The sequence below is a fragment of the Bartonella sp. ML70XJBT.G genome (assembly GCF_028618575.1).
GTDB lineage: Bacteria > Pseudomonadota > Alphaproteobacteria > Rhizobiales > Rhizobiaceae > Bartonella.
Map to the genome: position 1 here is coordinate 47,587 of NZ_JAQITA010000004.1, position 25,412 is coordinate 72,998.

Here is a 25,412-nt window from a genome sequence, read left to right on the forward strand (position 1 = left end):
TTTTTATTGAAATAAAGCTCCATCCTTAATCTCAAAAAACTCTGCTCGTCCTTTTAAGGAATCAAACAAAATGCGGTCTGTTCCTGTCATAAATGTTTGCCCCCTCAAGTCATCAAGAATATCAAATAAAGCAGCGCGCCGATGAGAATCAAGATGTGCTGCCATTTCATCAAGAAGTAGTATAGGTGCCCTCTGCGACATCATACCTGTTAAACGCGCATGACATAAAACCAAACTTGTGAGCAACGCTTTTTGCTCACCCGTAGAACAAAATGTTGCAGCCATGTTTTTATCAGCATAAAAAACTTGTAAATCTGTGCGATGTGGTCCTTCCAGAGTCCTTCCAGCTGCCCGATCTATTGCACGGTTATGTCGCAATCGATCATAAAATTGCTCTTCAACCTCAACCGCCGATAATTTACTCAAAGCCGTTTCTAAAAAACCATCAATTTGTAAAAAAGCGCGTGGAAAAACTCTCTGAGATGGCATTTGTACAAACAGATCATTCAAAAGCCTAATAAGATCAATACGTGCGGCAGCAATAGCCGTTGCTAGTTCTGCCATCTGCTTTTCTAACGCATTAAACCAAGCATCATTTTCATTGTCATCCAAAAATAAACGATTGCGCGCGCGCATCACCTTATCATAATCTGCTATGCGACGACTATGCAAAGGATCAATAGCCAAAACCATACGATCTAAAAAACGACGCCGCTCAAGCGAAGGGCCTGTAAAAAGCCCATCCATAGAAGGTGTCAGAATACTGATATGACAGTAATCTGTTAAGCAATCTCCTGTCTCATTCACACCATTAATATGTACTTTACGACTATTAGTCCCAATTTCGAATGCTGTACCAATCTTTACTTCACCATAAAGAGCACATTCAAGACGTGCAAAGACAACAAACCCTTCACCACCATCATTTGCAAAACTAACATCAGAATAAGCAGCACGCCGCAAACCGCGACCAGGAGAAAGAAAAGATAAAGCTTCTAAAAGATTTGTCTTACCCGCACCATTATGGCCAGTAAAAACCACATGCTGACCTGAAAAATGGATATTAAAGGAGGAATAATTGCGATAACGCACAAGCTTTAGCTGCCGCACTGCCACTTTGTGCACATAACCAGCTATGCATTGCAAAACAATAGTCCCTAAACGCGAATGGGCATCAGCACATAAAGCGCATCTGAATCATCATTATCACGAATCAGAGCTGGTGCTACAGCATCTGCCAACATAAAAACCATCTCATCACTGGAAAGCTGACCAGCAATGTCCAAAAGATAACGCGAATTAAATCCTATCTCAAGCGGATCAGATGTATAAGTTGCCGCTAATTGGTCTTCCGCACTACCTGAATCAGGATTATTAACGACAAGCTTTAATTGCCCATGCTCAATCGTTAATTTCACCGCACGTCCACGATCACTCGAAATCGTTGAAACACGATCAACCGCAGAAGAAAAATCCTGTTTGTTAACAATCAATTTTTTATCATTTCCAAGAGGGATAACACGTTGATAATCTGGAAATGTTCCATCAATTAATTTCGATGTAAAAACAACAGAACCTACAGAAAAACGAATTTTTGTTTCTGAGACTTCTACAGACACATCACCGTCAATTTCTTCTGAAAGAAGCTTTTGTAATTCTCCTACAGTTTTACGAGGAATAATGACACCTGGCATACCTTCAACTTCTAAAGGCGCTTCCATATCAACTTGTGCTAAACGATGACCATCGGTGGCAACTAAACGCAACTTCAAAATACCATCATTCACAACATGAAAATAAATCCCATTGAGATAATAACGGGTTTCTTCCGTAGAAATAGCAAATTGCGTACAATCAAGTAAATGTTTCAAACCTGAGGCCGATAGAGAAAAGCGATAACCAAACTGACCTGGAAGAGACTCTGGAAAATCTATCTTCGGAAGACACTGAAGCTGAAAATGCGCACAACCCGAAACGACAGACATCGTGTTTGCCTGATTCTCATCAACGGACAAGACAATTTCACTCCCATCAGGAAGTTTTCGCACTATATCATATAACAAATATGCTGGTACAGTTATCGCTCCTGCTTGTTCAATATTGACTGTAAAAGATTCCGTGACCTCTAAATCAAGATCCGTCGCTTTTAATTGCACACTTCCATTCTCTGCATCAATCAAAACATTTGATAAAATAGGAACGGTATTACGACGCTCTACCACACGGTGAACCCGACCAAGAGATTTAAGAAACTGACTGCGATCAACTATAATACGCATAAAATCTCCGTTACAATTTACTAAAAACTATAGAAATTCTCTAGAAAACAACCCATTCCCTTAAGAATCATTTGCTGGATTTTATTCAACGTCTCTTAAAATGGCAAGTGACTCTTGTATAAGAAAAAAAGCTAGCTTACCTCCCCCCTGCACTCTTTCTTTCAAGATAAGGAAAGATTGGAAATACTAAGCAGCCTGCTCTCCAATTAATCGCTTAAGCAACTCAAGCTCTTTGGCCAATGTCTGATCACCACAAACCAAGTCTTCAATTTTACGAACTGCGTGTAAAACTGTCGTATGATCACGACCACCAAAACGACGCCCAATTTCTGGCAACGAGCGAGGCGTCAACATTTTTGCTAAATACATCGCAACTTGTCGCGGCTTGACAACTGTACGTGTCCGACGATTGGATAACAAATCCTGTTTAGACACATTATAATGACGTGCAACCGTACGCTGAATTTCTTCGATTCGAATGCGCTTAGGCTCACCAGAACGTGTCAAATGGCCTAACAATTCATCAATCCGCTCTAAGGATAAATCTGTTTCAAATGACTGGCGGAACAAGAGTTGATTAAATGCTCCCTCAATATCACGTCCTGATCCTAAAACTGTTCTTGCAATATATTCTAGAATATCATCAGAAATCGAAAGCGTACTATCATCTTGCTGTGCTACCTTCAATCGCTGTTGTAGCATACTCAAACGCATTTCATAATCTGGCGCCTCAATTTCAAGGGCAACCCCTCCCTGAAGACGAGAGCGAACCCGAAGATCAAGCGATTCTAATTCTGCTGGTGGACGATCCGCAGCAACAACAACTTGTTTCGCACTATCAAGCAACATATTCAGTAAATGACAAAACTCATGCTGAATCGACTTTCCTTGCAAAAATTGCATATCATCAATAATGAGAAGATCAATATCACGAAGCTGCTCTTTAAAGGAAAGAGCATCATTATCACGAATAGCCGTTGCAAAACGCCACATAAAATATTCAGCAGTCAAATAAATAACTCGTGCAGGCGTTAAACGATTCAACGACGCTGCCGCAATAGCTTGAAGCAAATGCGTTTTCCCTAAACCAACAGATGCATGAACAAAAAGAGGATTAAATCTTAAAGCACTTTTATGCCCTTCTGCAATCGAACGCGCTGCAGCTAAAGCAACACGATTAGAAGAACCCTCCACAAAACTTTCAAACGTATAGCGAGAATCAAGAGGTGAACCAAAAACACCTGCTTGAACACTCTTTACAGAATTCTCTGTGTAACTCTCAACAAAAGATGGAGTCGTTTGCTCTTCCAGAGCAACTGGAGCGGCACTTGTTTTACAGACCACACCTCCAGAAACGCGTTTCATACCGCGAACAATAACTTCAACACGAAGAATCATCGGGTTCTCTTGTTTCCATAAATTTATCAAAAGAGAACCATAGTGATTATTAATCCATGAACGTAAAAACGCTGTAGGAACAGAAAGTTTTACAAGATTACGGCTATATTCAGCAAGCTTTACACGACCAAACCAACTCGTATAAGCCTCAATACCAACTTGTGCCTTTAATTGGGCCATCACACGTGCAAAAGCCGCAGCACCCTCTTCCTCTGAAATAATAGGAAACCCTCCAGAAACATTTCTACTCACCGCTCCACCATTATCCGTCATCTTGATTATTTTTTCTGCCGACAGGATATTCACCGTAACCCTTTTAAAGGAACTAGCTTTAGAGTTCAATTTATCCACCATCTTTCATCCTGATAAAAATAAAAATTTTGTCTTGCCAAATCGCTAAAAATCAACATAGCAAAGGCAAAACGCCCTACCCCAAATAAGATTACTTATCCCCCCCTTAGGATAGCTTCATTAAACCCCACCAATAAAGATGACCAATAAGATTTACTTGCACTCATGATATGAACCATTCTTCTAAAATGGATAACATACCAACAAAGAAACAAAAAACACCTTAGAAAAAATCTATCCAACATGAGAGTCCATGACAGCCTAAATTCAAGCATTTTAAACTCATACATACCGCAGGATAAAAACTGATGTGAACCCTGCCTGTTTTTCGTCTCCATGAGAAACATACAAAACAGCAGAGGTAAAATGCAAGAGGCCAAAATAAAAGCAAAACCTCCTATAAACCTGCTCATATAAATTAGAGATGGAGAAAATTATTGATTCAATTCATTTTTTTTCTCTAAATTTACCAATAATTAAAGAATCCCTCCGGATTAAAAAAAAAAAATAAAAATGCTTGACAAAAAAGACTCTGTAAAAATCCACAAAGCTTGTGGATAACCATACAAACTCTATGAATCTTCTCGTCTTTCTCATAGAAGAAAAAATCACTGATTCCCTCTCCTAAAAAGTGAAGGTTTTGGGAAAATAAAAAAACCAGCACCTACAGATGCTGGCCTGATTTTTAAATCTTTCATAAAATAGAAAAAGTTTAAACGTCCAAAGCTTTCAAGCGCTTAGCTAAACGCGAAACTTTTCGCGCAGCAGCATTTTTATGAAAAACGCCCTTGGAAACAGCACGCATAATTTCAGGTTCAAAATTCTTAAATGCTATTTCCGCAGATGCCTTATCACCACCAGCTACAGCATCATCAAACTTACGAATAAAAGTACGAACGCGCGAACGACGTGCCCTATTAACCTGCGTGCGTGCCGCAACTTTGCGTACCGCTTTTCGAGCGGAAGGTGTATTCGCCATAAATATATCTTTCTTTCAACGCATTGGATATGGTTAGCCTCAATAATATCTCTACCAATCCAAATAAATCCAATTCAAGCAATACTATAAAGCTGCCAATAACTGAGCAGCTTATAACGCAATCCTTAAACCAACGTCAATCGATTTCTCACAGATTAAGTATAAAAAAGCAACCCCTAAACTTTTGAGACTTTCATCGTTTAAAGACACTCCTAAATGCATAAATGCGGTTTAAACTGCCAAATGACGCAAAACATATTGCAAAATACCACCATGGTGCAAATAATCTAACTCATCTTCAGTATCAACACGGCATAATAATGGAACAGTTTTTATCATTCCATCGGAAAAAGTGATGATGGCAACTGTTTTTTGACGAGGTTTTAAGTTATGAATCCCTTCAATGGTTACCTTTTCATCCCCTTTTAAACCCAAAGATCTCCAGCTCGTACCCTCTTCAAACACAAAGGGAACAATTCCCATACCAACAAGATTCGAACGATGAATCCGCTCAAAAGATTGAGCGATCACTGCTTTTACACCAAGAAGGTTAGTTCCTTTGGCCGCCCAATCACGAGAAGACCCATTGCCGTATTCAATACCGGCAAATACAACCAACGGCACACCTTCTTGTTTATACGCCATAGCTGCATCATAAATTGCCTGCTCTGTTCCTGATGGATAATGGACTGTATAGCCTCCCTCACGACCATTTTCTCCTAACATGAAGTTACGAATACGGATATTGGCAAAGGTTCCACGCATCATCACTTCATGATTCCCACGACGTGTTCCATATTGGTTAAAATCAGCCACTTTAACCCCATGATCTATTAAATACTTTCCAGCAGGAGAATCCATCTTAATAGAACCAGCAGGAGAAATATGATCCGTTGTGATTTTATCACCAAACAAACCTAAAATCCGTGCATCTTTAATATCTGGCAAGACATCAGGAGTCTTTTGCATCTCATCAAAATAAGGCGGATTACGCACATATGTTGACTGTTCATCCCAAGCATACGTCACCCCTGTTGGAACCTTAACCTTTCGCCAATTTTCATCTCCCTTAAAGACATCCGCATATTTCTGGGAAAAAATCTTACGCGTAACATTCTTTTCGATAAATTCTTGTATTTCTTGAGAGGTTGGCCAAATATCTCTCAAATAGACTGGTTGTCCATCTGAACCTATTCCTAAAGGCTCTTTGGTTAAATCTTTACGCACTGTCCCAACCAAAGCATGTGCAACAACTAATGGTGGTGAAGCTAAATAATTTGCTTGCACATCAGGTGATACACGCCCTTCAAAATTACGATTTCCTGAAAGAACTGCAGCGGCAATGAGACCATAATGATTAATCGTTTTAGAAATAGCAGGATACAAAGGACCAGAATTGCCAATACAGGTTGTGCATCCAAATCCGACTAAATTAAACCCTAGTGCATCCAAATCTTTTTGCAATCCTGAGTTGCAAAGATAAGCTTCAACAACTTGTGAACCAGGCGCAAGAGATGTTTTAACCCATGGTTTGCTTTTGAGACCTTTCGCTACAGCATTACGTGCTAAAAGACCAGCAGCAATAAGAACGCTTGGATTCGATGTATTCGTGCAAGAAGTAATGGCAGCAATTACCACATCGCCATGACTAAGTGTGTATTCCTCACCTTCAACCGGATAACGACCATCTTGCTCAGAAGTCTTCTTATAATCCTCGGCTAATGCTTGTTCAAAACCTTGCCCAACACTTTCCAATGCAATACGCCCTTCAGGACGCTTAGGACCGGCCATAGAAGGCACAACATTTTCCATATCTAATTCTATTGTATCACTAAAAGTAGGATCGATTACAGCTTCATCATGCCACATCCCTTGCGCTTTGGAATAAGCTTCCACTAACGCTATCCGATTCTCATCACGCCCTGTCATATGGAGATAGCGTATTGTTTCCTTATCAATGGGGAAAAAGCCACAGGTTGCTCCATATTCGGGAGCCATATTTGCAATTGTTGCTCGATCAGCAAGCGTCATATGTTCTAGACCAGGGCCAAAAAACTCAACAAATTTACCAACAACACCCTTCTTGCGTAGAATTTGTGTTACCATCAACACTAAATCAGTCGCTGTGACACCTTCTTTAAGTTTACCTGTGAGACGGAAGCCTATCACTTCAGGCAATAACATAGAAACGGGCTGACCTAACATTGCCGCTTCAGCTTCAATACCACCAACGCCCCAACCTAAAACACCCAAACCATTCACCATAGTCGTATGCGAATCAGTTCCCACACAGGTATCAGGATAAACCGTCTGATGTGGCTCTTCACCCTTCAACCACACGCATTGCGCTAAATATTCTAGGTTTACCTGATGACAGATCCCTGTTCCTGGAGGAACAACGCGAAAATTTTGAAATGCTTGCTGCCCCCATTTTAGGAAACGATAGCGCTCACCATTGCGTTCATATTCATGCTCAACATTTTCTTTGAAAGCCATGGGATTGCCAAAGTCATCAACGATAATAGAGTGATCAATGATAAGATCAACAGGAATAAGAGGATTGATTTTTTCCGCATTCCCCCCCAGTTTAACCATAGCATCACGCATCGCAGAAAGGTCAACAACCGCAGGAACACCTGTAAAATCTTGCATAAGAACGCGTGCAGGGCGATAGGCGATTTCTGCTCCAGCACTGCCCTTATCGTTTAACCATTTAGCAACGTTTAAGATATCTTCTTTCTTAACCGTGCGCCCATCTTCAAACCGTAATAAATTTTCAAGAATGACTTTCATCGAAAATGGTAAGCGAGAAATACCATTAAGTCCATTTTTCTCGGCTTCGATTAGGCTATAATAAGTATATTCCTTGCCACAAACATTCAAAATTCTACGACAATTAAAGCTATCAATTTGAGTCACGACTGTCCACCCTCATACTACAAACCATCTAATTTTCCGGAACAAACAACACAAACTACGAGTCAAGGTCGCAGCTTGAGTGCAGACGCAATAACTTCCCCCTTCCATTTCCTCCTCTACCTTTTCATCAGCAAATTCAGAAATCGACACCAAAAACCATTCTCCACCAGATCTTGATGTAATACATATCTTATAGAACTATTTCTAGAACTATTCTAGGTACAATTACAGAAAAAACGTGTTTTTTATCTTATAATGCAATAAAGATTATAGAAATAAAAGAAAAATAGGTAAATACATGGTGCTCTCGGGCGTAAATTTAGCAGCTCACAGAAACGAAGAAATTTTATTCCAAGGTCTTTCTTTTTGTTTACTCCCACAGCAACTTATGACCATCACAGGTCCAAATGGTATCGGTAAATCTACATTACTACGAATCATTGTTGGTCTTCTTAAAGCCACTGAAGGCAATATCATCCTTAAAGACCAAGAACAAACATATCCGGTAGCAACTGCATGCCATTATCTTGCCCCCCAAAATGCTATGAAACCTTTTTTATCTGTTATTGATAATCTACAATTTTGGTCAGCATTTTATGGACAATATCTACGCTCTCCCCATGAAGCCCTTGCCGATATTGGTCTTTCTGAGCTTGAACACTTACCCTTTCATGTCTTGTCAACTGGGCAAAAAAGACGCGTAGCCATTGCCCGTCTTTTGCTCTCTTATCGTCCTATTTGGATTTTAGATGAACCAATATCGGGCATCGATAGCTATGCGCAAACTCTTCTTTCTCATATTTTTCAACATCATCTAAACCAAGGTGGTATGATTATTGCTGCAACCCATCATCCCCTCGGTATTCCAGAAAATCATAATATTGCTTTGGAAAAATTCCTATCTCTCCAAGAAAGATAAAGAATGAAAGCACTGTTTTGGCGTGATCTTAAATTAACTCTAGCACCACAAGCCTCTTCGTTAAAAGGGCTGTTGTTTTTCATCGCCGTTATTATGATAACCCCTTTTGCCATTGGGCCAGAGCCTAAAGTCCTTGCACAAATAGGCCCTGGCATATTATGGTTTGGAGCCCTTCTTGCAGGACTCCTCAATCTTAATAAACTTTTTCAAACCGATCATGATGATGGCAGTCTTGATCAATTCATTCTTTCTGGACAAAGACAAAGTTTTACTCTGATTGTATTTATTAAATGCCTCGCTCATTGGGCAGGAACAATGCTCCCTCTTATTTTTGCTACGCCGATTTTAGCATTCATGCTCCATCTCGATGCAGTAACAACTTTTACAACAACACTCACCCTCTTATGTGGAACACCTGCTATTATTTTCATTGGCGCTATAGGAGCTGCCCTCGCAACCTCATTGTTACATAGCACTCTCCTCGTCTTTATTATTATCTTACCATGGATCATTCCTATCATGATTTTTGGCGTTTCAGCCGCTACAGCCCCAACAAATCCAAGTGTCTCTTTTCTGAGTTCCCTGACTCTTCTTATCGCTTTCTCACTTCTTTTGAGTCTTTTTAGTTCCTTTGTTGCTGCTATAACGCTCAAGCTTTTAGCAGAAGAGTAAAAGAGGATTGCCGCACAGCAAAACTCTGCCTATTATAAATTTCATGAATAAAATATCTCACAGACATAAAATGGGTACGCTCCCAGTAAGTTTAACTCGTTTTATGAAAATAAGTCGTGTTGTGTTACCTTGGTTAACAAGTATGACATTGGGCCTTCTTATCCTAGGGCTTATTTTGATTATCTATTCTCCTGATGACTATCAACAAGGCATCACTGTCAAGATTATGTATCTTCACGTACCATTCGCGTGGCTCTCTACATTTTGTTATATCATCATAAGTGCAGCTGCTTTAGGGAGTTTGATCTGGAGATATCATCTTGCTGATATAGCACTTAAATGTGGTGCACCTATTGGAGCAATCTTTACAGCCTTAGCTCTGATAACAGGCGCGCTTTGGGGGCGCCCTACATGGGGAACATGGTGGGTATGGGATGCACGACTCACATCTGTTTTGATCTTATTTTTTATCTACCTTGCTATTGTCATGCTTGCTCGTGCTTTTTATAATCAAGAAAAAGCTGCACGCGCAACAGCCATTCTTACCCTCGTTGGACTTGTCAATATCCCTATTATCAAATTTTCCGTTAATTGGTGGAACACACTCCATCAATCGTCATCGCTCTTACGTTCAGGAGGGCCAACTATCGAACGTGCTATGTTATGGCCCCTTATCACAATGATCTTTTGTTTGAGCTTTCTGTTTATTTTGCTCTATTTGATGGCTATACGCAACGAAATCAATAGCCGTCATATCCAGATACTTCAGAAGAAAAAAGCCCGTCATGCACAATATTAGGAATTTTCATCATGCTTGATCTCAATAGCAGTCATAGCGGACTTTTAGGAAATCTCTCTCAGCAAATTGACTTGTTTCTTGGTACTCTTCACCACAAGCAAATTGTTATTTTGAGTTACATGCTTTCCGCAATCTTCCTTCTGTGCCTTATGGGTCATATCCTTTGCAAAGCTATCTATCAAAAAAAAATCCTACAACAGTTGAACAAAAAAGAGGTGTTTTGGAAAGAAAAGCATCATGAAAAATATCCTTCAAAAAATTAAAAAAAACACATTCTTATCTATCGTGTTTGGTCTTTTTGGACCATTTATGTTTTTTTCTCTTCTCACTGTGGTTTTCTTCTCTCTTATAGGGAGAAAATACCCCAATGATACTTCTCTTCTGCCAAACAGCTTTGTTGAAAAATCAGCTCCCCAAATAAGTCTTCCCCTTCTTGGCAATGAAAAGCATCTTCTCCATTCAGATCAATTGAAAGGACGTATAACATTAATCAATTTTTGGGGATCTTGGTGCTCATCCTGTCGTAAAGAACATCCGTTTTTGATGAAGATTGCACAAGATAAACGTTTTGATCTTATTGGTATTAATTATAAAGACAATAAAGAAAACGCTCAACGCTTTCTGAATCGTTTTGGGAACCCTTTTAAAGTGATTGGCTTTGATGCTTCAGGATATACAGCCATTAATTGGGGAATATATGGAGCGCCAGAAACCTTTCTTTTAAATAAAGAGCGCATTATTATTGCTAAACATGTTGGTCCCTTAACATGGCAAATTTACCAAAACAAAATCCTACCAAAAATTGAAAAGGCTATCATGCAAGAAGAGATATCCAACAACAATGCATTGATGCATAAAGATAATGCGTTATTTTCTCATATTGAAGAATGAGAATAGGGTTAAATTTTTTTATTTCTCCCTCTGATGATACCCTCTTTAAAAGATTCCCTTGCATTGTTAATGCAATACATCGATTTATCATGATCATTTCTTTTTACAACTTGAATGAGAGTCCCAAACATTGTTAGATTCTTTCCTATCAAAGCTGTTATGCTGTATCAGCTCAGAATTATCTCCTTCACATCACAAATGAAGTTGGCGTGTAGATAAAAACTATTAAAGAAAAGAGCAATATTTCTTATCAGCACTCTCAAATACAAGAATTGTCGCGGCATTTTGAGTTGGCAAAGAGTATGATGGTGCCGACTTATTATAATAAAAAAGGCAGGCAGAATAAATTCACTTGAGAAAACTTACTCTGCATTTTTGTGGGACTTCATGCAAAAGTAGCTAAACATGAGGAATAGATAAATATGAGAGTACGCTATAAATTTTGTATTATGCCATTAAAACAATAAAATAAACAAAATATAATTTCTTTAAGTTTAAGTGCGTCACTGAATAAATACTGTGTTCTTTTGCATAAGAAAAGCGAAGTCATTATAAGAGTATAAAAAACAAAAATATGAAGCTTTATACAATTCTGTATTATTCACAAAATGCTGCTGTAGATACTTTGATCCGTAAAGCTAAATAAAAATAGACAACTTTTCGCACCTTAACGGCACTTCATTATGCAATAACACAAAAATACTACTTGGAGATTCCCTTAACAGAGAAAACTTCTCTTTTCAGCAAAAGCCTTATCTTTAATAATCAAGATAAAACAGAAAATGTAATAGTGCTTACATTCAAATATTATATTCTTATCCGCCGTCTTTCAGAGATTGGCTGAAATGCTATTTTAGCATGAAAAGCACAGTAGGGACTATTTTCACCGGAATCAGCACCACAAAAATGAAAATCCGATGATAAGGGATCTCCAACGGGCCACCTACATGTATTCTCACTTAATTGCAAAAGATTAAGATGGCGTGATATAGGCACAACTACATTCGGTTTCTCAGGCACATCGGGTTCTTTTATATCCTCGACTACAGACTCCACCTTTAATGCCGTTGCTCCAACGCTGCAAGACGGAGCAATCGTTGGTGATACCGTCGATGGTGTACGACGTATACGCGGAGATGATGGACTACTAGCAGGTGTCTTTTGGGCACGCACATTCCCTTGTGCTGTTTTACCACGTCCCGGTAACTTTAATCGATGCACTTTACCAATCACTGCATTCCTGCTGACCCCACCTAACTGGGCGGCAATTTGACTTGCACTTAACCCCTCACTCCAGAACTTCTTAAGAAGTTCAACGCGTTCATCTGTCCAACCCATATCAGCACTCCAATCCTGATCACCTCAATGAGATGCTCCCCCTTGCATCTTCAAATGTTTGAATAATGTCCCCAATGAATCGAATGAAAAAAAATTACTCTGCCCTAAGCATAACAATTTCATTCAACCTATGGAACTTAAAAACTCAACACAACCTTGCTTGCTGATTTAAACTACAATACGCATCGACTCTCTGACAAGAGTCTTTCCCTCTTGAAGAGTTTATTTAGAACGTTTTCCCCAACTTGCAAATCAAGTCTAGACCAAACTATCGTATTTGCTTAAGACTTGCCCCTCTAAATACTTCTTGCAGAACCTTTATTGACTTTTTAGCCATCTCGGTCACGATCTATAACATGGGTGTGTAATGAAATACTGTATCTAAAGCTAGAACACTGCTTTATTTATCACATTGTTTTGTTTATTGTATGACAAAATTTAAAATATAAAAGGAAAGAATAATGGGCACTCCTGCTCTACAGCCACTTTATAAGTGTTTTGCTCGACGTAATTTGCATTTTAAACAAGGCAGTGGTGTCTGGCTTATTTCTGATAAAGGAGAGCGTTATCTTGACTTGACATCTGGTATTGCTGTGAATGCATTAGGATATGCGCACCCAAGGTTGGTCGATACTCTCAAAAGACAAGCTGAAAAACTTTGGCACATTTCCAATCTTTTTCAATCACCTGAACAAGAAGCTTTTGCTGCACGGCTTTGTGCAAATAGCTTTGCTGATAAGGTTTTCTTCTGTAATTCTGGTGCTGAAGCATTAGAATGCGCTATCAAAACAGCTCGTCATTATCATTACGCATCTGGCCATCCAAAACGCGTTGAAATTATTACTTTTGAAGGTGCCTTTCATGGACGCACACTTGCAACGCTTGCGGCTACTGGGCACGAAAAATATCTCGAAGGCTTTGGGCCCAAAGCTGGTGGATTTATTCAAATTCCTTTTTGTGATGAAACCGCTTTGCGAAACGCCATCAATCAAAATACCGCAGCTATTCTTATCGAGCCTATTCAAGGCGAAGGAGGAATACGAACGGTTTCTTATGACACTTTAAAATTTTTGCGCAAAATATGCGACGATCATAATTTATTATTGATTTTAGATGAGGTCCAAACGGGTATTGGACGTACAGGAAAGCTTTTTGCCTATCAATGGAGTGATATTGCGCCTGATATTCTTACTCTCGCAAAAGGATTAGGTGGTGGATTTCCGCTGGGAGCTTGTCTTGCAACAGAGGAAGCCGCAAAAAGTATGATACCAGGGACCCATGGTTCAACCTTTGGAGGAAATCTTCTTGGAATGGCGGTGGGCAATAGTGTTCTTGATATTATATTAGAACCAAGCTTTCTCCAACATGTTGAGCAGGTAGGCGATAAGCTCAAAAGTGGACTTTCGAGAATTCTCAATATCTATCCTGATATTATCTCTGCAATTCAGGGGGTAGGTCTTATGATTGGTATTCAGTGTGTGGTTCCCGCAAATGTAGTCGTAAGTGCCTTGGAAAATGAATATGTTCTCTGTACTCATGCCAACAATAATGTAGTGCGCTTATTGCCTCCTCTTATCATCACGGAAGAAGAAATCGATGAAAGCTTGCGTCGTGTTGAAAAAGCAATTGCCTCTCTTTCGCAAACAAATAAAACAAGGAAAATATGACAAACATGACAAATGCTCTTCGCCACTTCACCGATTTATCTGCTTTAACCCCGCAAATAGCACGTGCTCTTATCGATTATGCAAAAAAACTTAAAGCATCTTTCAAAGCAGGAAAAAGCTCAAAACCTTTTGTTGATAAAACACTCGCAATGATTTTTGAAAAACCATCCACACGAACCCGTATTTCATTTGATATCGGGATGCGCCAACTTGGGGGAGATACAATCATGTTAACGGGTTCAGAGATGCAGCTTGGTTATTGTGAAACCATTGCTGATACAGCTCGGGTCTTATCGCGTTTTGTGGATATTGTTATATTACGAACAACAACACATAATCGAATGCTTGAATTGGCACAATACGCACAGATTCCTGTCATTAATGCCCTTACAGATGACACTCATCCTTGCCAAATTCTAGCAGATATCATGACCTATGAAGAACATCGTGGACCCATTGCAAAAAAAATATTTGCATGGATGGGGGATGGCAATAATGTGCTTCATTCCTTGATCGAAGCTGCTGCCCTTTTTAACTTTCACTTACGTATTGCCACTCCAAAAGGCAGCGAACCACAAGAAAAATTTGTTCACTGGGCACGTGAACGAGGTGCTCATATTGCCTTAACGCATAATCCTCAAAAGGCTGCTAAGGATGCCGATTGTATTATTACCGATACATGGTTTTCCATGGGACAAGAGTTTCGTGCCCGCGATCATTCTATTTTTCAACCTTATCAAGTCAATGAAGCTTTAATGAAATTAGCCAAACCCAATGCTCTTTTCATGCATTGCCTTCCTGCGCATCGTGGTGAAGAAGTTGTTGATGCTGTGATAGATGGAGCGCATTCCGTTGTTTTTGACGAAGCTGAAAATCGCCTTCATACCCAAAAAGCAATTCTTGCATGGTGTTTACAAGATGGATTTTTCACTTCACAATATCTTACAAAACAGATTATATAAAAGGCAAAAATATGCGCGAAAAATCCACAGATGAAGCTTCTCTCAAAAATATCTACTTGAGTGAAGATGATACTGTTATTCCCTTTCAAGTCGAAGAACTGGATATTCGTGGGCGTTCTGTACAATTTGGTGACGCTTTAAATTCTATTCTTACAAGACATCAATATCCTGAACCAGTTTCTTACCTTCTCGCAGAAGCTTTAGTTGTGACTGTTTTGCTTGGAACTTCCCTAAAACTCAAGGAAAAATTTATTTTACAAACCCATTCCAATGGGCCGGTTAATATGTTGGTATGCGATTTCTCTCCTCCCTCTCATCTGCGTGGTTATGCGCGTTTTGATAAAGAACAGTTAAAAAAAGCAATTGCCAATGAGCAAATATCTTCAGAAACCCTTCTGGGAAAAGGCACTTTAGCCTTCACCATCTACCAAGGCTCCCATACACAGCCCTATCAGGGAATCGTTGCATTAGACGGAACAAACTTGCAAGAAGCTGCTCGTATTTATTTTGATCAATCAGAGCAAACTCCTACCGATATCCGTTTGGCAGTTGCTATATTGGTCAATCGAGACCAACAAGGAAAAACACAGAAAAACTGGCGAGCAGGAGGAATTTTGACCCAATTCTTGCCCAAAGCATCATCTCATCATGAAATAGATGATCTAGGTCAAAAACAAGAAAAAGCAAAAATCGATGGACAACTTGAAGACCATTGGCAAGAGGCTAAAGCGCTAACCGCAACCATTGAAAGTGCCGAATTGACAGATCCCCAAGTCGGCAGTAAGCGGCTCTTATTCCGTCTTTTCCATGAATATGGTGTCAGAGTTTTTAATCCGTTTTCTCTTGTGGATCAATGCTCTTGTTCGCGTGAAAAGATTAAAGGTATGCTTGAAGGCTTCCCCCCTGATGAACGAAATGAAATGGTTAAAAATCAATATATTTCCGTCACATGTGAGTTTTGCTCAACAACTTATCGTTTTAAACTGCAAGAATTTTCTGAAGAAAAAAGCTAACAAATATTTCTTACAAACAAGGAAATGCTTTCTGTCACTAAAGTTATTTTCATGATACAGCTGCACCTAAAGACAGCTTCGTATCAACTTTTAAAATCTTTTGTGTATTTTGTTCTCTGCAACACACCCTGTTTTTTCCTTGCCTAAACGATTATACGTTTTTTCAAATCCTATGTATGCGTTCCCTATGTTCTTTTATAGAAACAACTTATAGTTTCACATATGCTTTATTCTTTTTAAATACAGTTCTCTTTTACATTTGCACATCATAAGTGAGTTTTTTATACTGAAGAACTCTTTCTTTTTTAATGATCAACATATTGATTATTAATGGTAAATTATCTTTGTCAGATGCAATAAACTTGCTCAATATCATTGTATTTTCTTATTCAAATCCTCTGATTATGAATCAGAAAAAATAAAAATGAGGAAAATAATCCTTATGAATCAGTTGACTACAAGAAAACTTACAGCATGAGTTATCAATATAATGATTTTTCTGCTTATATTTATTGATAAACATAAGCATGATAAAACTTTATTACCGTGTCTGTCTTAAATAAAAAGTGAAGGTAGAATATTTTATGCTCTTTTATATATCAACTCATCGATAGTATCTGCCCATCTCAATATGCTACTATGCTAGCCCAAAGTATCAAAAATAAAGACAGCAAACAAATATTTCATTCTTGAGGAAAATGAAAAGTTTTTAAAACTTTTTTAGAGCTTTGGATATTCTTTCTACAGACTTGTGATTCCACGAATATTTTTTGAACTGAGGATGTCTCTTTCCTTATAGTTTGGCTTAAACAGAATGACTCTTTATAAAAATCAAACACAATAGCATAAAACTCATGATTAAGTTTTGCGCTCCCCCCTATTCCTGCCAAGAAAATATAACTTGTAAAATACTATAACGAGCCAAAGAAAGATTGAACCTACAATAACTCAAATGACATCATGCCCTTTATCTCGTGCAAAACGGCGCAACCAGATATAAAGCGCACCTCCACCACCATGTTGGCGGGCCGCCTGCTCAAAGGCATGCACATAATATCGAAAAGTTGGTGTTGATAACCAATGAGGAACCAACTTATACAAAGCACCATCACTTCCAAGCGATCGTCCTTTTCCTGTGATCACAAGGACATAACGCAATCCATTCTGCTGAGACGATTGTAGAAACTTTTTTAAGAAAAAATAAGCTTCTTCCTGCATACAACCATGAAGATCAAGACGTGCCTCTATAGGATAATGCCCTTTGGCAACCTTGCGATATGCAGCACGATCAAAAAAATGGATTTTATGCGCTCGTGCAAGTATTTCCTTTTCTGTTTTAACAACTGTTTGTTTCAGTTGTTTTTTTTGAGATAATGAACCGATTGGTGCTAGGCGCTGTTTTTCGTTATCAATATTTGCTGCATCTTTTGTAAGAGAAGAAAGGAGAGTATCATGAAGCGGTCTTATTGTACGACACACCCTCTCCCATAAAAGACGATCTTGTGGAGTCAAGAATTCCTTTTTGCATCTCCATTCACCCATAGACATTTCAATCGTCAATCTCTTATAAAGCTTATTTATTATAATCTTATAGAAAAAAGATCTTAATTTTCATCTTCTGTTGCAAAAAGCTTCCAATTTGGGTCTGATGATAAACTGTTGCGAACAAAAGTCCAAACATCTCTAATTTCTACGATAGCATCAGGATCACCATCTATACGCTCTCCTTGCCCATTATAGGTTACAGAAATCATCTCACTGATAATCCGCACAGTTATAAATTCGTCCTTATCTTGTATTGCTGCTGAAACGAACTCTATCTTATTAATTCCAACGAAAGTAAACTGAACCTTTTCATTGTTGTTTTCACGTTTTTCAATAGCAGCACAAAAGCTTTCAAAAACATTTTGAGAAAGCAATCTTTTAAGTTGATCTCGATCACCTCTAGCAAAAGCTGTGACAATCATTTCATAAGCAACCCGTGCACCTTTTATAAAAAATTGAGGAGAAAAATGGGAATCAATTTTGCGAAGTGCCCGTAACCCTTCATTCAGTACAGTCCCTTCTGGTGAAATCGCATCAATCTCGCTAAAATCATTCTTTTGCGAATTGTCTTGATGAGGGAACGAAACAATACTGTCTGTCGTTTCTACCTCAGTTTGCTTTTTAGAACAACGTGAATAAGGATCAAAGGGAGGTTTTTCAAAACCAATCCGTTTTCCTAATACATTACGCAGTTGCACAAAAACGATAACCATAATGATAAGAGCTACGACAAGTATAACGTCAAATTCCATGGGTGCTGTCAATCTCCAAACCTAAGATGATCTGTAATAAACATTGCAGTCAATATCATTTATCAATAAATATGTAAAATAAGGAATCTACGATTCAAATATTTTTATAGCCTTTCATGTATTTTTATAAACTTTATTCATGTATGTTTAAAAGAATGGCTCTTATAATCTTCTATTATCCTAAACTATCTAGAAGGGAGTTTTTATGTGATAAAGTCTTACCCTATCAATCCTCGCTTTTTTATCATTATCTTCCTTAGCACTCTTTTAATCGAAATTGCTGGTTTTATTTTTGTTGGAAAAGAAATTGGCATTCTAGCAACTTTGAGTCTTGTTGTTCTCACAACAATAGTTGGAGCTGTTTTATTGCGAATTCAAGGCATTAGCCTTTTAAAAAATATACAACATGAACTTATCCAAGGACGCAGACTGGAAAACAATATTACCGATGATGCCTTTATCATTGTGGGAGCGATTTTGCTTATTCTTCCTGGATTTGTCAGCGATATTTTTGGAATACTACTCCTTATTAAGCCAATCCGTTTTCTTATCTGGCACTTCTTTTTATCATTTCAAAATAGAATGAACAAACATACTAAAAATAAAACCAATACTCACAATGATTCTGAAAAAATCATTGATCTTAAAGCTGAAGACTACGAAGTCTATAATACTACAGAATCTCCATGGCGTAAAAATGATGATAATCATTGAAAGAGAAAAAAATCTGTCACCAACTTAAAAAATAATCAAGACAAGAGGAGCGTTTCTTGCAACCTTTTGCAAGGCGTGATAACCAGCTTAATCTGTAGCTCTAAAATAGAAATATATAATAATAGAAATTGAGAAAGTTTATACTATGGCCGAAGGTGAAATGAACAACAGTGGTGGAGAGCCCGTTTTTGCTGTATTAACGCAGTATTTAAAAGATTTCTCATTCGAGAACCCAGCTGCTCCTCATTCACTGCGTCCGCGTGAAAAATCACCACAAATAGATATCAATATCAATGTCAACGCAAACCCAATCGGTGATGATAATTATGATGTTGTCTTATCCCTCTCTGTTAAAGCCAGTGATGATACGGAAATATTGTTTCATGTAGAACTCATTTATGGTGGTGTTTTTCATATTAAAAATATTCCACAAGAGCATGTTATGCCTCTTGTTTTTATTGAATGTCCTCGTCTTTTATTTCCATTTGCGCGGCAAATTATATCTGATGCTACCCAAAATGGAGGATTTCCACCTCTTTGGATTGATCCAATTGACTTTGCAGCATTATTTCAAAAACGTCTTGCTGAAGAACAAAACGACAATCAGAGTCAGGTACAACCATCGTAAAAATTTATTTTTTTATTATCAAAAAGGCCCTGATACTTCAGGGCCTTTTTTTTACAATTTTTTTGCATGATACGCTGCTAACATTGCGATATTAACAACATCTGTATCATTTCCACTAAAAGGTACAATTTGGACAGATTTTTCCAATCCAATCAGAATAGGTCCAATAAGGGTTGCTTCACCAAGCTCTTGCAACATTTTGCTCGCAATAGAAGAGCTATGATAGCCAGGCATTATTAAAATGTTGGCTGGTTCTGTTAATCCCATAAAGGGATATTGTTGCATCAATTTCAAATTGAGCGCAACATCTGCACTCATTTCTCCATCAAATTCAAAGTCAACCCCGCGTTCATGCAAAATACGAACAGCATCCTGGATATTTTGTGTAACTTTTCCTTTCATATAGCCAAAAGTAGAAAATGCTAAAAACGCGACCCGTGGTTGATATCCAAATCCATGGACAAAAGAAGCTGTTTGTTCCGCTATATCAGCAAGTTCTTCAGCGTTAGGATCCTCATAAACAGCTGTATCTGCAATAAACACCGTTCGTCCACGGCAAATAGCCATTGAGATACCAATCAACCGTTCTTGTGGTTTTTCATTAATCACACGACGTATATCGATCAATGCTGTTTCATAATTGCGTGTTACTCCTGTAACCATTGCATCAGCATCCCCTAATGCCACCATACAAGCAGCAAAATAATTGCGATCATTATTGATACGATGGTGACAATCACGCAATAACCAGCCTTGACGCTGCATCTTTTTATAAAGGTAATTCGCATAAGCATCCGTACGACAGGAGAGCTTTGCATTCATAAGTGAAATACCTTCACGCTCAAGATCAATACCAGCAATAGCTGCAGTTTCTCTCACTTGTTCTTCATGGCCAATCAAAATTGCTTGTCCTAGTTTTTGATGAACATAGGAAACAGCGGCTCTGATGACTTGCTCTTCTTCACCTTCTGCGAAAACAATCTGTTTTGGCGCTTGGCGAATATGATTATAAACTCCACGCATCACAGAGGAAATGGGATCACGTCTTGCACTTAAATCACGCTCATAAGCCTCTAAATCATCAATATGCTTTCGCGCAACACCACTCTCCATTGCCGCTTTTGCCACCGCTTTTGAAACAACCGTAAACAAACGTGGATCAAAAGGAACAGGAATGATATAATTAGGTCCGAATTTCAATCGCTTGCCACGATAAGCTTCTGCTACACTGTCAGGAACCTCTTCATGGGCCAACTGCGCCAAAGCTTTTGCAGCAGCAATTTTCATGTCCTCATTGATAACCGTCGCACGTACATCAAGTGCACCACGAAAGATATAAGGAAAACAAAGAACATTGTTAATTTGGTTTGGATAATCTGAACGACCTGTTGCCACAATGGCATCATTACGCACTTTCATAACCTCTTCTGGTGTAATTTCTGGATCGGGATTGGCCATAGCAAAAATAATCGGCTGTGGTGCCATCGATTTGACCATCTCAGGGGTAATTGCACCTTTCGCCGAAACCCCAAAAAACATATCAGCGCCTTCCATTGCTTCGGCTAGCGTGCGTTTATCGGTTCGAAGAGCATGGGCAGCTTTCCACTTATTCATTCCCTCTTTGCGCCCTTCATAGACCACACCCTTCGTATCACAGAGTATAATATTTTCAGGTCGAAACCCCATTGCTTTAATCAATTCAATACAAGCAATTCCAGCAGAGCCAGCACCATTACAGACTAACTTCGTATTTTGCATGTCACGCCCTGTTAAATACAGAGCATTCAGTACGCCAGCGGCAACAATAATTGCTGTACCATGTTGATCATCATGAAAAACAGGAATATTCATAACTTCGCGTAAGCGACTCTCAATCATAAAACACTCTGGTGCTTTAATGTCTTCAAGATTGATACCGCCAAAAGACGGTTCCAAATGACGTACTAAATTGATAAAATCTTCTGGATCGTTTGTATCAATTTCCAAATCAATGGAATCAATATCCGCAAAGCGCTTAAAAAGCACTGCTTTGCCTTCCATTACAGGTTTCGATGCAAGCGCACCTAAATTGCCCAAACCTAAAATAGCTGTTCCATTTGATATCACAGCCACAAGATTTCCTTTTGTCGTATAATCATAAGCCAATGCTGGATTTTGAGCAATTGCTTTCACTGGAACAGCAACACCTGGTGAATAAGCAAGTGCTAAATCATGCTGTGTTGCCATAGACTTTGTTGCAATAATTTCAAGCTTTCCAGGTCGACCACAACTATGAAAATCAAGAGCTTCTTGCTCACTAACACCATAAATCATTTGAGGTAGTTTCTGATTTTGCTTTTTCATTTCACTCAATTCTCTCCAAAACAGTGTCAATTATGCTCTATGATACGTGTAATTACCCGATTTTAAAATTTGATTCATATATGAGAAATCGCTATGCTTGCTTTAACAAACCTGATTACACGTTTCAATTTTTAGAGATAATGAAGATAAGTATTACTGAAGTAAACAAAAAAGGGTATTAAAACTTCACTTGAAGGAGACAGGCGCGTAAACATGGATAAAAAAAACAACTCTAAAAATAATTTAATTCCTCAGCCTGCCCTCTCATCTGCTCCTCATCAACAACGCCTCACACCTATGATGGAGCAATATATAGAAATCAAAGCAGTCAATAATGATTCCCTGCTCTTTTACCGGATGGGTGATTTTTATGAATTGTTTTTTAATGATGCTGTTGAAGCTGCTCAAGCTTTAGGAATCACCCTCACAACACGCGGCAAACATTTGGGTGAAGATATTCCTATGTGCGGGGTTCCCGTTCATGCTGCTGATGATTATTTGCAAAAACTTATTGCTTGTGGATATCGCGTTGCTGTTTGTGAACAAACAGAAGATCCTGCCGAAGCCAAAAAGCGTGGATCAAAATCGGTTGTTCGACGCGATGTCGTGCGCCTTGTCACACCTGGAACTCTTACCGAAGAAAAACTTCTTGATCCAACGCGTGCAAATTATCTGATGACACTTGCGCGCATCAAAACCAGCGATGGAGAGGATTTTGCCCTTTCTTGGATTGATATCTCAACAGGCATATTTCGTGTAACAGAAAGCCGTCCTGAAAAACTTCTGGCAGACATTATGCGCGTAGATCCTCAAGAAATTATTGTCGCTGACTCTTTCTTTCATGACAAATCCCACAAATCACTTTTTCATGTTCTCGATCGCATTGTTTTACCTCAACCTGCTAATCTCTTCGACACAGTTACTGCCGAACGCGATATTTGCGGTTATTTTAAACTTTCAACCCTTGAAGGTGTTGCCGATTATTCTCGCCCTGAACTCTCTGCAATCGCTGCTGCCATCCGTTACATCGAAAAAACACAAATCACGCATCGCCCTCTTCTTATGCATCCTGAACGTCAAAATGAAAGTGCTACCCTTTTCATTGATGCTGCAACCAGACTTAGTCTTGAGCTTGTCCGAACCACTTCAGGACAACGTGATGGAAGCTTATTAAAAGCTATTGATCGCACGGTAACAGGAGGGGGATCACGTCTTCTTGTCGATCGTCTCATTGCACCCCTCACCACACCCTCGGCTATTGATCATAGACTCGATTCGGTTGCCTTTTTTTTACAAAATACCTCCCTTGCAGAAGCCATAAAACTTATTTTAAAGGGGGGCCCAGATATGCCCCGTGCAGTGTCACGTTTGGTGCTTGGACGAGGTGGTCCCCGTGATATGGCTGCAATCCAGCGTGGTTTTGAAATTATTCGTGAAATCAAGCAGCTTTTTAATGATCAATTGCTTCCTCAAGAAATCAGTGACGTACAACAGGTTTTCTCACATTTGCCCACTGCTTTACATGATCATTTAGAACGGGCATTAGCGGATGACCTTCCTCTGCTGAAACGTGATGGTGGTTTTATTCGCTCTCAATATCATAAAGAGCTTGATGAAATGCGTGCTCTACGTGATGAATCGCGCCGTGTCATTGCCGAACTTCAAGCACAATATGCCCAAGAAACAGATATTAAAACGCTTAAAATCAAGCATAATAATATTCTAGGCTACTTCATTGAAGTCACCAATGTACAAGCATCTGCACTCACAAATAACCCTCAAGCCAAAGAACGTTTTATTCATCGGCAAACAATGGCAAATGCTATGCGCTTTACCACAACAGAGCTTGCTGATCTTGAAAGCCGTATTGCCCATGCCGCTCACCACGCACTGACACTTGAACTGGAAATCTTTGAAACCCTTGTGCATGAAATTACTGAGCAGATTGATTTCATTCGTAAAGCAGCCGAAGCACTTGCTGTCTTGGATATATCCGTCGCATTAGCACATCTGGCTGAAGAACAAGGATATTGTCGCCCCAAAATCGATCATTCTCTTACCTTTCGTATCACTGCTGGGCGCCATCCTGTCGTGGAGCAAGCACTTCGCAAACAAGCTGCAGAACCCTTTGTTGCCAATAATTGTGATCTCTCTGTACAAGAAAATCATCAATATGCAGCCATCTGGCTTTTGACAGGTCCCAATATGGGAGGAAAATCCACTTTCTTACGGCAAAATGCGCTGATTGCTATTATGGCGCAAATGGGATCCTTTGTTCCAGCAACTTGCGCACATATTGGCGTCGTTGATCGCCTCTTTAGTCGTGTTGGTGCTTCCGATGACCTTGCAAGGGGGCGCTCAACCTTCATGATGGAAATGGTGGAAACAGCAACAATTCTTAATCACGCTAGTCACAAATCCCTTGTTATTCTTGATGAAATTGGACGAGGAACATCAACCTTTGATGGACTTTCCATTGCTTGGGCAGCTGTAGAATATCTGCATGAAGTGAATCGCTGTCGTGCTATTCTTGCTACCCATTTTCATGAAATGACAGCACTGACAGAAAAGCTTAACCGCCTTTATAATGTAACAATGAAAGTTAAAAATTGGGATGGTGATGTGGTTTTTCTTCATGAAGTCACACCAGGAGCTGCAGATCGATCCTACGGCGTACAAGTTGCAAAACTTGCTGGACTTCCCCCAGCAGTTATTGCCCGCGCTACAGATGTTCTCCACCAATTAGAACAAGGTGAAATGGCTGGAAAAGGACATAAACTTATTGATGATTTACCACTTTTTTCCCTTAAAGCAGTATCTCCTGTAAATGAAAAAACACAAGAGCATTGCGCACTTCATGAGGCGTTAGCAAATATTCACCCTGATGAACTTTCCCCTAAGCAAGCTTTAGAAGAACTTTATCGCCTCAAAAAACTAGAAAAAAGCTAAATCCTTTATAAAAAAATCAAAGAAAACATTCTTTCTTGATCATTCTAACGCATATCGACTCTTCATTACCTTATCATTTTGCTTTTACATAATGTCTCTTAACAACCGTAAAGTAGAGACCGGGAAAGAAATTATACCATACTTTTTAAAGCCAATTGTTTTATACAAACAAGCAATTTATAGCGCCATATTCATCAGCGCGATACTTGTCATTCTGATGCACTCTGACTTTCAATATTCTTCTAAAAAATGTAAAATAATCAGTTTGAAACTCTGCTTTCCGACTTTCAAAAG

At 39.0% G+C, this 25,412-nt stretch carries 20 protein-coding genes; 11 read left to right on the forward strand and 9 right to left on the reverse strand.

Annotated elements, in window-relative coordinates:
* Positions 1 to 3 precede the first annotated feature (3 nt).
* The 5 genes from recF to acnA all read right to left on the reverse strand — a co-directional run bounded on the left by recF (position 4) and on the right by acnA (position 7,926).
* Complete coding sequence (recF, locus tag PVV64_RS03010) at positions 4 to 1,137, reverse strand: DNA replication/repair protein RecF (RefSeq protein ID WP_273759794.1); 1,134 nt, start codon at positions 1,135 to 1,137, stop codon at positions 4 to 6.
* A gap of 20 nt (positions 1,138 to 1,157) precedes the next feature.
* Positions 1,158 to 2,279, reverse strand: coding sequence for a DNA polymerase III subunit beta (dnaN, locus tag PVV64_RS03015; protein ID WP_273759729.1), 1,122 nt, complete (start codon positions 2,277 to 2,279; stop codon positions 1,158 to 1,160).
* A 186-nt stretch (positions 2,280 to 2,465) separates the two neighbouring features.
* On the reverse strand, positions 2,466 to 4,031 hold the full coding sequence (gene dnaA, locus PVV64_RS03020; RefSeq protein WP_273759730.1) for a chromosomal replication initiator protein DnaA: 1,566 nt from the start codon (positions 4,029 to 4,031) through the stop codon (positions 2,466 to 2,468).
* A 709-nt stretch (positions 4,032 to 4,740) separates the two neighbouring features.
* Positions 4,741 to 5,007, reverse strand: a complete 267-nt coding sequence (gene rpsT, locus PVV64_RS03025) for a 30S ribosomal protein S20 (RefSeq protein WP_273759731.1) — start codon at positions 5,005 to 5,007, stop codon at positions 4,741 to 4,743.
* A gap of 231 nt (positions 5,008 to 5,238) precedes the next feature.
* A complete protein-coding gene (gene acnA / locus PVV64_RS03030; protein ID WP_273759732.1) occupies positions 5,239 to 7,926 on the reverse strand; it encodes an aconitate hydratase AcnA in 2,688 nt (895 codons plus the stop codon).
* 298 nt (positions 7,927 to 8,224) lie between these two features.
* Here acnA and ccmA point away from each other — a divergent pair, with 298 nt between their 5' ends.
* Genes ccmA through PVV64_RS03055 form a run of 5 tightly spaced genes read left to right on the forward strand, consistent with a single transcriptional unit; the run spans position 8,225 to position 11,207 of the window.
* A complete protein-coding gene (ccmA, locus tag PVV64_RS03035) occupies positions 8,225 to 8,845 on the forward strand; it encodes a heme ABC exporter ATP-binding protein CcmA (RefSeq protein WP_273759733.1) in 621 nt (206 codons plus the stop codon).
* A 3-nt stretch (positions 8,846 to 8,848) separates the two neighbouring features.
* Complete coding sequence (gene ccmB / locus PVV64_RS03040) at positions 8,849 to 9,517, forward strand: heme exporter protein CcmB (RefSeq protein ID WP_273759734.1); 669 nt, start codon at positions 8,849 to 8,851, stop codon at positions 9,515 to 9,517.
* Positions 9,518 to 9,560: 43 nt separating this feature from the next.
* Complete coding sequence (locus PVV64_RS03045; RefSeq protein WP_273759735.1) at positions 9,561 to 10,316, forward strand: heme ABC transporter permease; 756 nt, start codon at positions 9,561 to 9,563, stop codon at positions 10,314 to 10,316.
* 11 nt (positions 10,317 to 10,327) lie between these two features.
* A complete protein-coding gene (locus PVV64_RS03050) occupies positions 10,328 to 10,579 on the forward strand; it encodes a hypothetical protein (protein WP_273759736.1) in 252 nt (83 codons plus the stop codon).
* Entirely contained in the window at positions 10,554 to 11,207 is a 654-nt protein-coding gene (locus tag PVV64_RS03055; protein WP_273759737.1) for a DsbE family thiol:disulfide interchange protein, read from the forward strand. Before PVV64_RS03050 ends, PVV64_RS03055 begins: the two co-directional genes overlap by 26 nt.
* Before the next feature lie 807 nt (positions 11,208 to 12,014).
* On the opposite strand, the gene PVV64_RS03060 is transcribed toward PVV64_RS03055, so the two are convergent.
* Positions 12,015 to 12,545, reverse strand: a complete 531-nt coding sequence (locus PVV64_RS03060) for a GcrA family cell cycle regulator (protein ID WP_273759738.1) — start codon at positions 12,543 to 12,545, stop codon at positions 12,015 to 12,017.
* A 461-nt stretch (positions 12,546 to 13,006) separates the two neighbouring features.
* Here PVV64_RS03060 and PVV64_RS03065 point away from each other — a divergent pair, with 461 nt between their 5' ends.
* The 3 genes from PVV64_RS03065 to PVV64_RS03075 are packed head-to-tail and all read left to right on the forward strand — an operon-like array spanning position 13,007 to position 16,187.
* Positions 13,007 to 14,212 (forward strand): aspartate aminotransferase family protein, encoded by a 1,206-nt coding sequence (locus tag PVV64_RS03065; protein WP_273759739.1) that lies wholly within the window; start codon positions 13,007 to 13,009, stop codon positions 14,210 to 14,212.
* A 5-nt stretch (positions 14,213 to 14,217) separates the two neighbouring features.
* Positions 14,218 to 15,174: an ornithine carbamoyltransferase gene (argF, locus tag PVV64_RS03070; protein ID WP_404978412.1), complete on the forward strand. Its 957-nt coding sequence runs from the start codon at positions 14,218 to 14,220 to the stop codon at positions 15,172 to 15,174.
* A gap of 11 nt (positions 15,175 to 15,185) precedes the next feature.
* Positions 15,186 to 16,187 carry an Hsp33 family molecular chaperone gene (locus PVV64_RS03075; protein WP_273759741.1) on the forward strand — a complete coding sequence of 334 codons (1,002 nt, stop codon included), beginning with the start codon at positions 15,186 to 15,188 and terminating at the stop codon, positions 16,185 to 16,187.
* A 948-nt stretch (positions 16,188 to 17,135) separates the two neighbouring features.
* On the opposite strand, the gene PVV64_RS03080 is transcribed toward PVV64_RS03075, so the two are convergent.
* Positions 17,136 to 17,735 (reverse strand): Smr/MutS family protein, encoded by a 600-nt coding sequence (locus tag PVV64_RS03080; protein ID WP_273759742.1) that lies wholly within the window; start codon positions 17,733 to 17,735, stop codon positions 17,136 to 17,138.
* A 56-nt stretch (positions 17,736 to 17,791) separates the two neighbouring features.
* Positions 17,792 to 18,484, reverse strand: a complete 693-nt coding sequence (locus PVV64_RS03085) for a Tim44/TimA family putative adaptor protein (RefSeq protein WP_273759795.1) — start codon at positions 18,482 to 18,484, stop codon at positions 17,792 to 17,794.
* Positions 18,485 to 18,691: 207 nt separating this feature from the next.
* On the opposite strand from PVV64_RS03085, the gene PVV64_RS03090 reads away from it, so the two are divergent.
* Both PVV64_RS03090 and secB read left to right on the forward strand, forming a co-directional pair.
* The gene (locus tag PVV64_RS03090; RefSeq protein WP_273759743.1) at positions 18,692 to 19,198 is read left to right on the forward strand and encodes an FxsA family protein; all 507 of its coding nucleotides are present in this window, start codon (positions 18,692 to 18,694) and stop codon (positions 19,196 to 19,198) included.
* 145 nt (positions 19,199 to 19,343) lie between these two features.
* A complete protein-coding gene (gene secB, locus PVV64_RS03095; RefSeq protein WP_273759744.1) occupies positions 19,344 to 19,826 on the forward strand; it encodes a protein-export chaperone SecB in 483 nt (160 codons plus the stop codon).
* 51 nt (positions 19,827 to 19,877) lie between these two features.
* On the opposite strand, the gene PVV64_RS03100 is transcribed toward secB, so the two are convergent.
* Positions 19,878 to 22,169: an NADP-dependent malic enzyme gene (locus PVV64_RS03100; protein WP_273759745.1), complete on the reverse strand. Its 2,292-nt coding sequence runs from the start codon at positions 22,167 to 22,169 to the stop codon at positions 19,878 to 19,880.
* 213 nt (positions 22,170 to 22,382) lie between these two features.
* Between PVV64_RS03100 and mutS the strand changes: the two genes are divergently transcribed.
* On the forward strand, positions 22,383 to 25,118 hold the full coding sequence (gene mutS, locus PVV64_RS03105) for a DNA mismatch repair protein MutS (protein WP_273759746.1): 2,736 nt from the start codon (positions 22,383 to 22,385) through the stop codon (positions 25,116 to 25,118).
* The last annotated feature ends 294 nt before the right edge of the window (positions 25,119 to 25,412 follow it).

Coding starts and splice junctions, on each gene's coding strand:
- PVV64_RS03045 (WP_273759735.1), top strand. CDS start 9,561: ATGAATAAAATATCTCACAGACATAAAATGGGTACGCTCCCAGTAAGT.
- PVV64_RS03060 (WP_273759738.1), bottom strand. CDS start 12,545: ATGGGTTGGACAGATGAACGCGTTGAACTTCTTAAGAAGTTCTGGAGT.
- mutS (WP_273759746.1), top strand. CDS start 22,383: ATGGATAAAAAAAACAACTCTAAAAATAATTTAATTCCTCAGCCTGCC.
- PVV64_RS03065 (WP_273759739.1), top strand. CDS start 13,007: ATGGGCACTCCTGCTCTACAGCCACTTTATAAGTGTTTTGCTCGACGT.
- ccmB (WP_273759734.1), top strand. CDS start 8,849: ATGAAAGCACTGTTTTGGCGTGATCTTAAATTAACTCTAGCACCACAA.
- rpsT (WP_273759731.1), bottom strand. CDS start 5,007: ATGGCGAATACACCTTCCGCTCGAAAAGCGGTACGCAAAGTTGCGGCA.
- argF (WP_404978412.1), top strand. CDS start 14,218: ATGACAAATGCTCTTCGCCACTTCACCGATTTATCTGCTTTAACCCCG.
- PVV64_RS03055 (WP_273759737.1), top strand. CDS start 10,554: ATGAAAAATATCCTTCAAAAAATTAAAAAAAACACATTCTTATCTATC.
- dnaA (WP_273759730.1), bottom strand. CDS start 4,031: ATGGTGGATAAATTGAACTCTAAAGCTAGTTCCTTTAAAAGGGTTACG.
- ccmA (WP_273759733.1), top strand. CDS start 8,225: ATGGTGCTCTCGGGCGTAAATTTAGCAGCTCACAGAAACGAAGAAATT.
- PVV64_RS03085 (WP_273759795.1), bottom strand. CDS start 18,484: ATGGAATTTGACGTTATACTTGTCGTAGCTCTTATCATTATGGTTATC.
- dnaN (WP_273759729.1), bottom strand. CDS start 2,279: ATGCGTATTATAGTTGATCGCAGTCAGTTTCTTAAATCTCTTGGTCGG.
- secB (WP_273759744.1), top strand. CDS start 19,344: ATGGCCGAAGGTGAAATGAACAACAGTGGTGGAGAGCCCGTTTTTGCT.
- PVV64_RS03100 (WP_273759745.1), bottom strand. CDS start 22,169: ATGAAAAAGCAAAATCAGAAACTACCTCAAATGATTTATGGTGTTAGT.
- PVV64_RS03075 (WP_273759741.1), top strand. CDS start 15,186: ATGCGCGAAAAATCCACAGATGAAGCTTCTCTCAAAAATATCTACTTG.
- PVV64_RS03050 (WP_273759736.1), top strand. CDS start 10,328: ATGCTTGATCTCAATAGCAGTCATAGCGGACTTTTAGGAAATCTCTCT.
- PVV64_RS03080 (WP_273759742.1), bottom strand. CDS start 17,735: ATGTCTATGGGTGAATGGAGATGCAAAAAGGAATTCTTGACTCCACAA.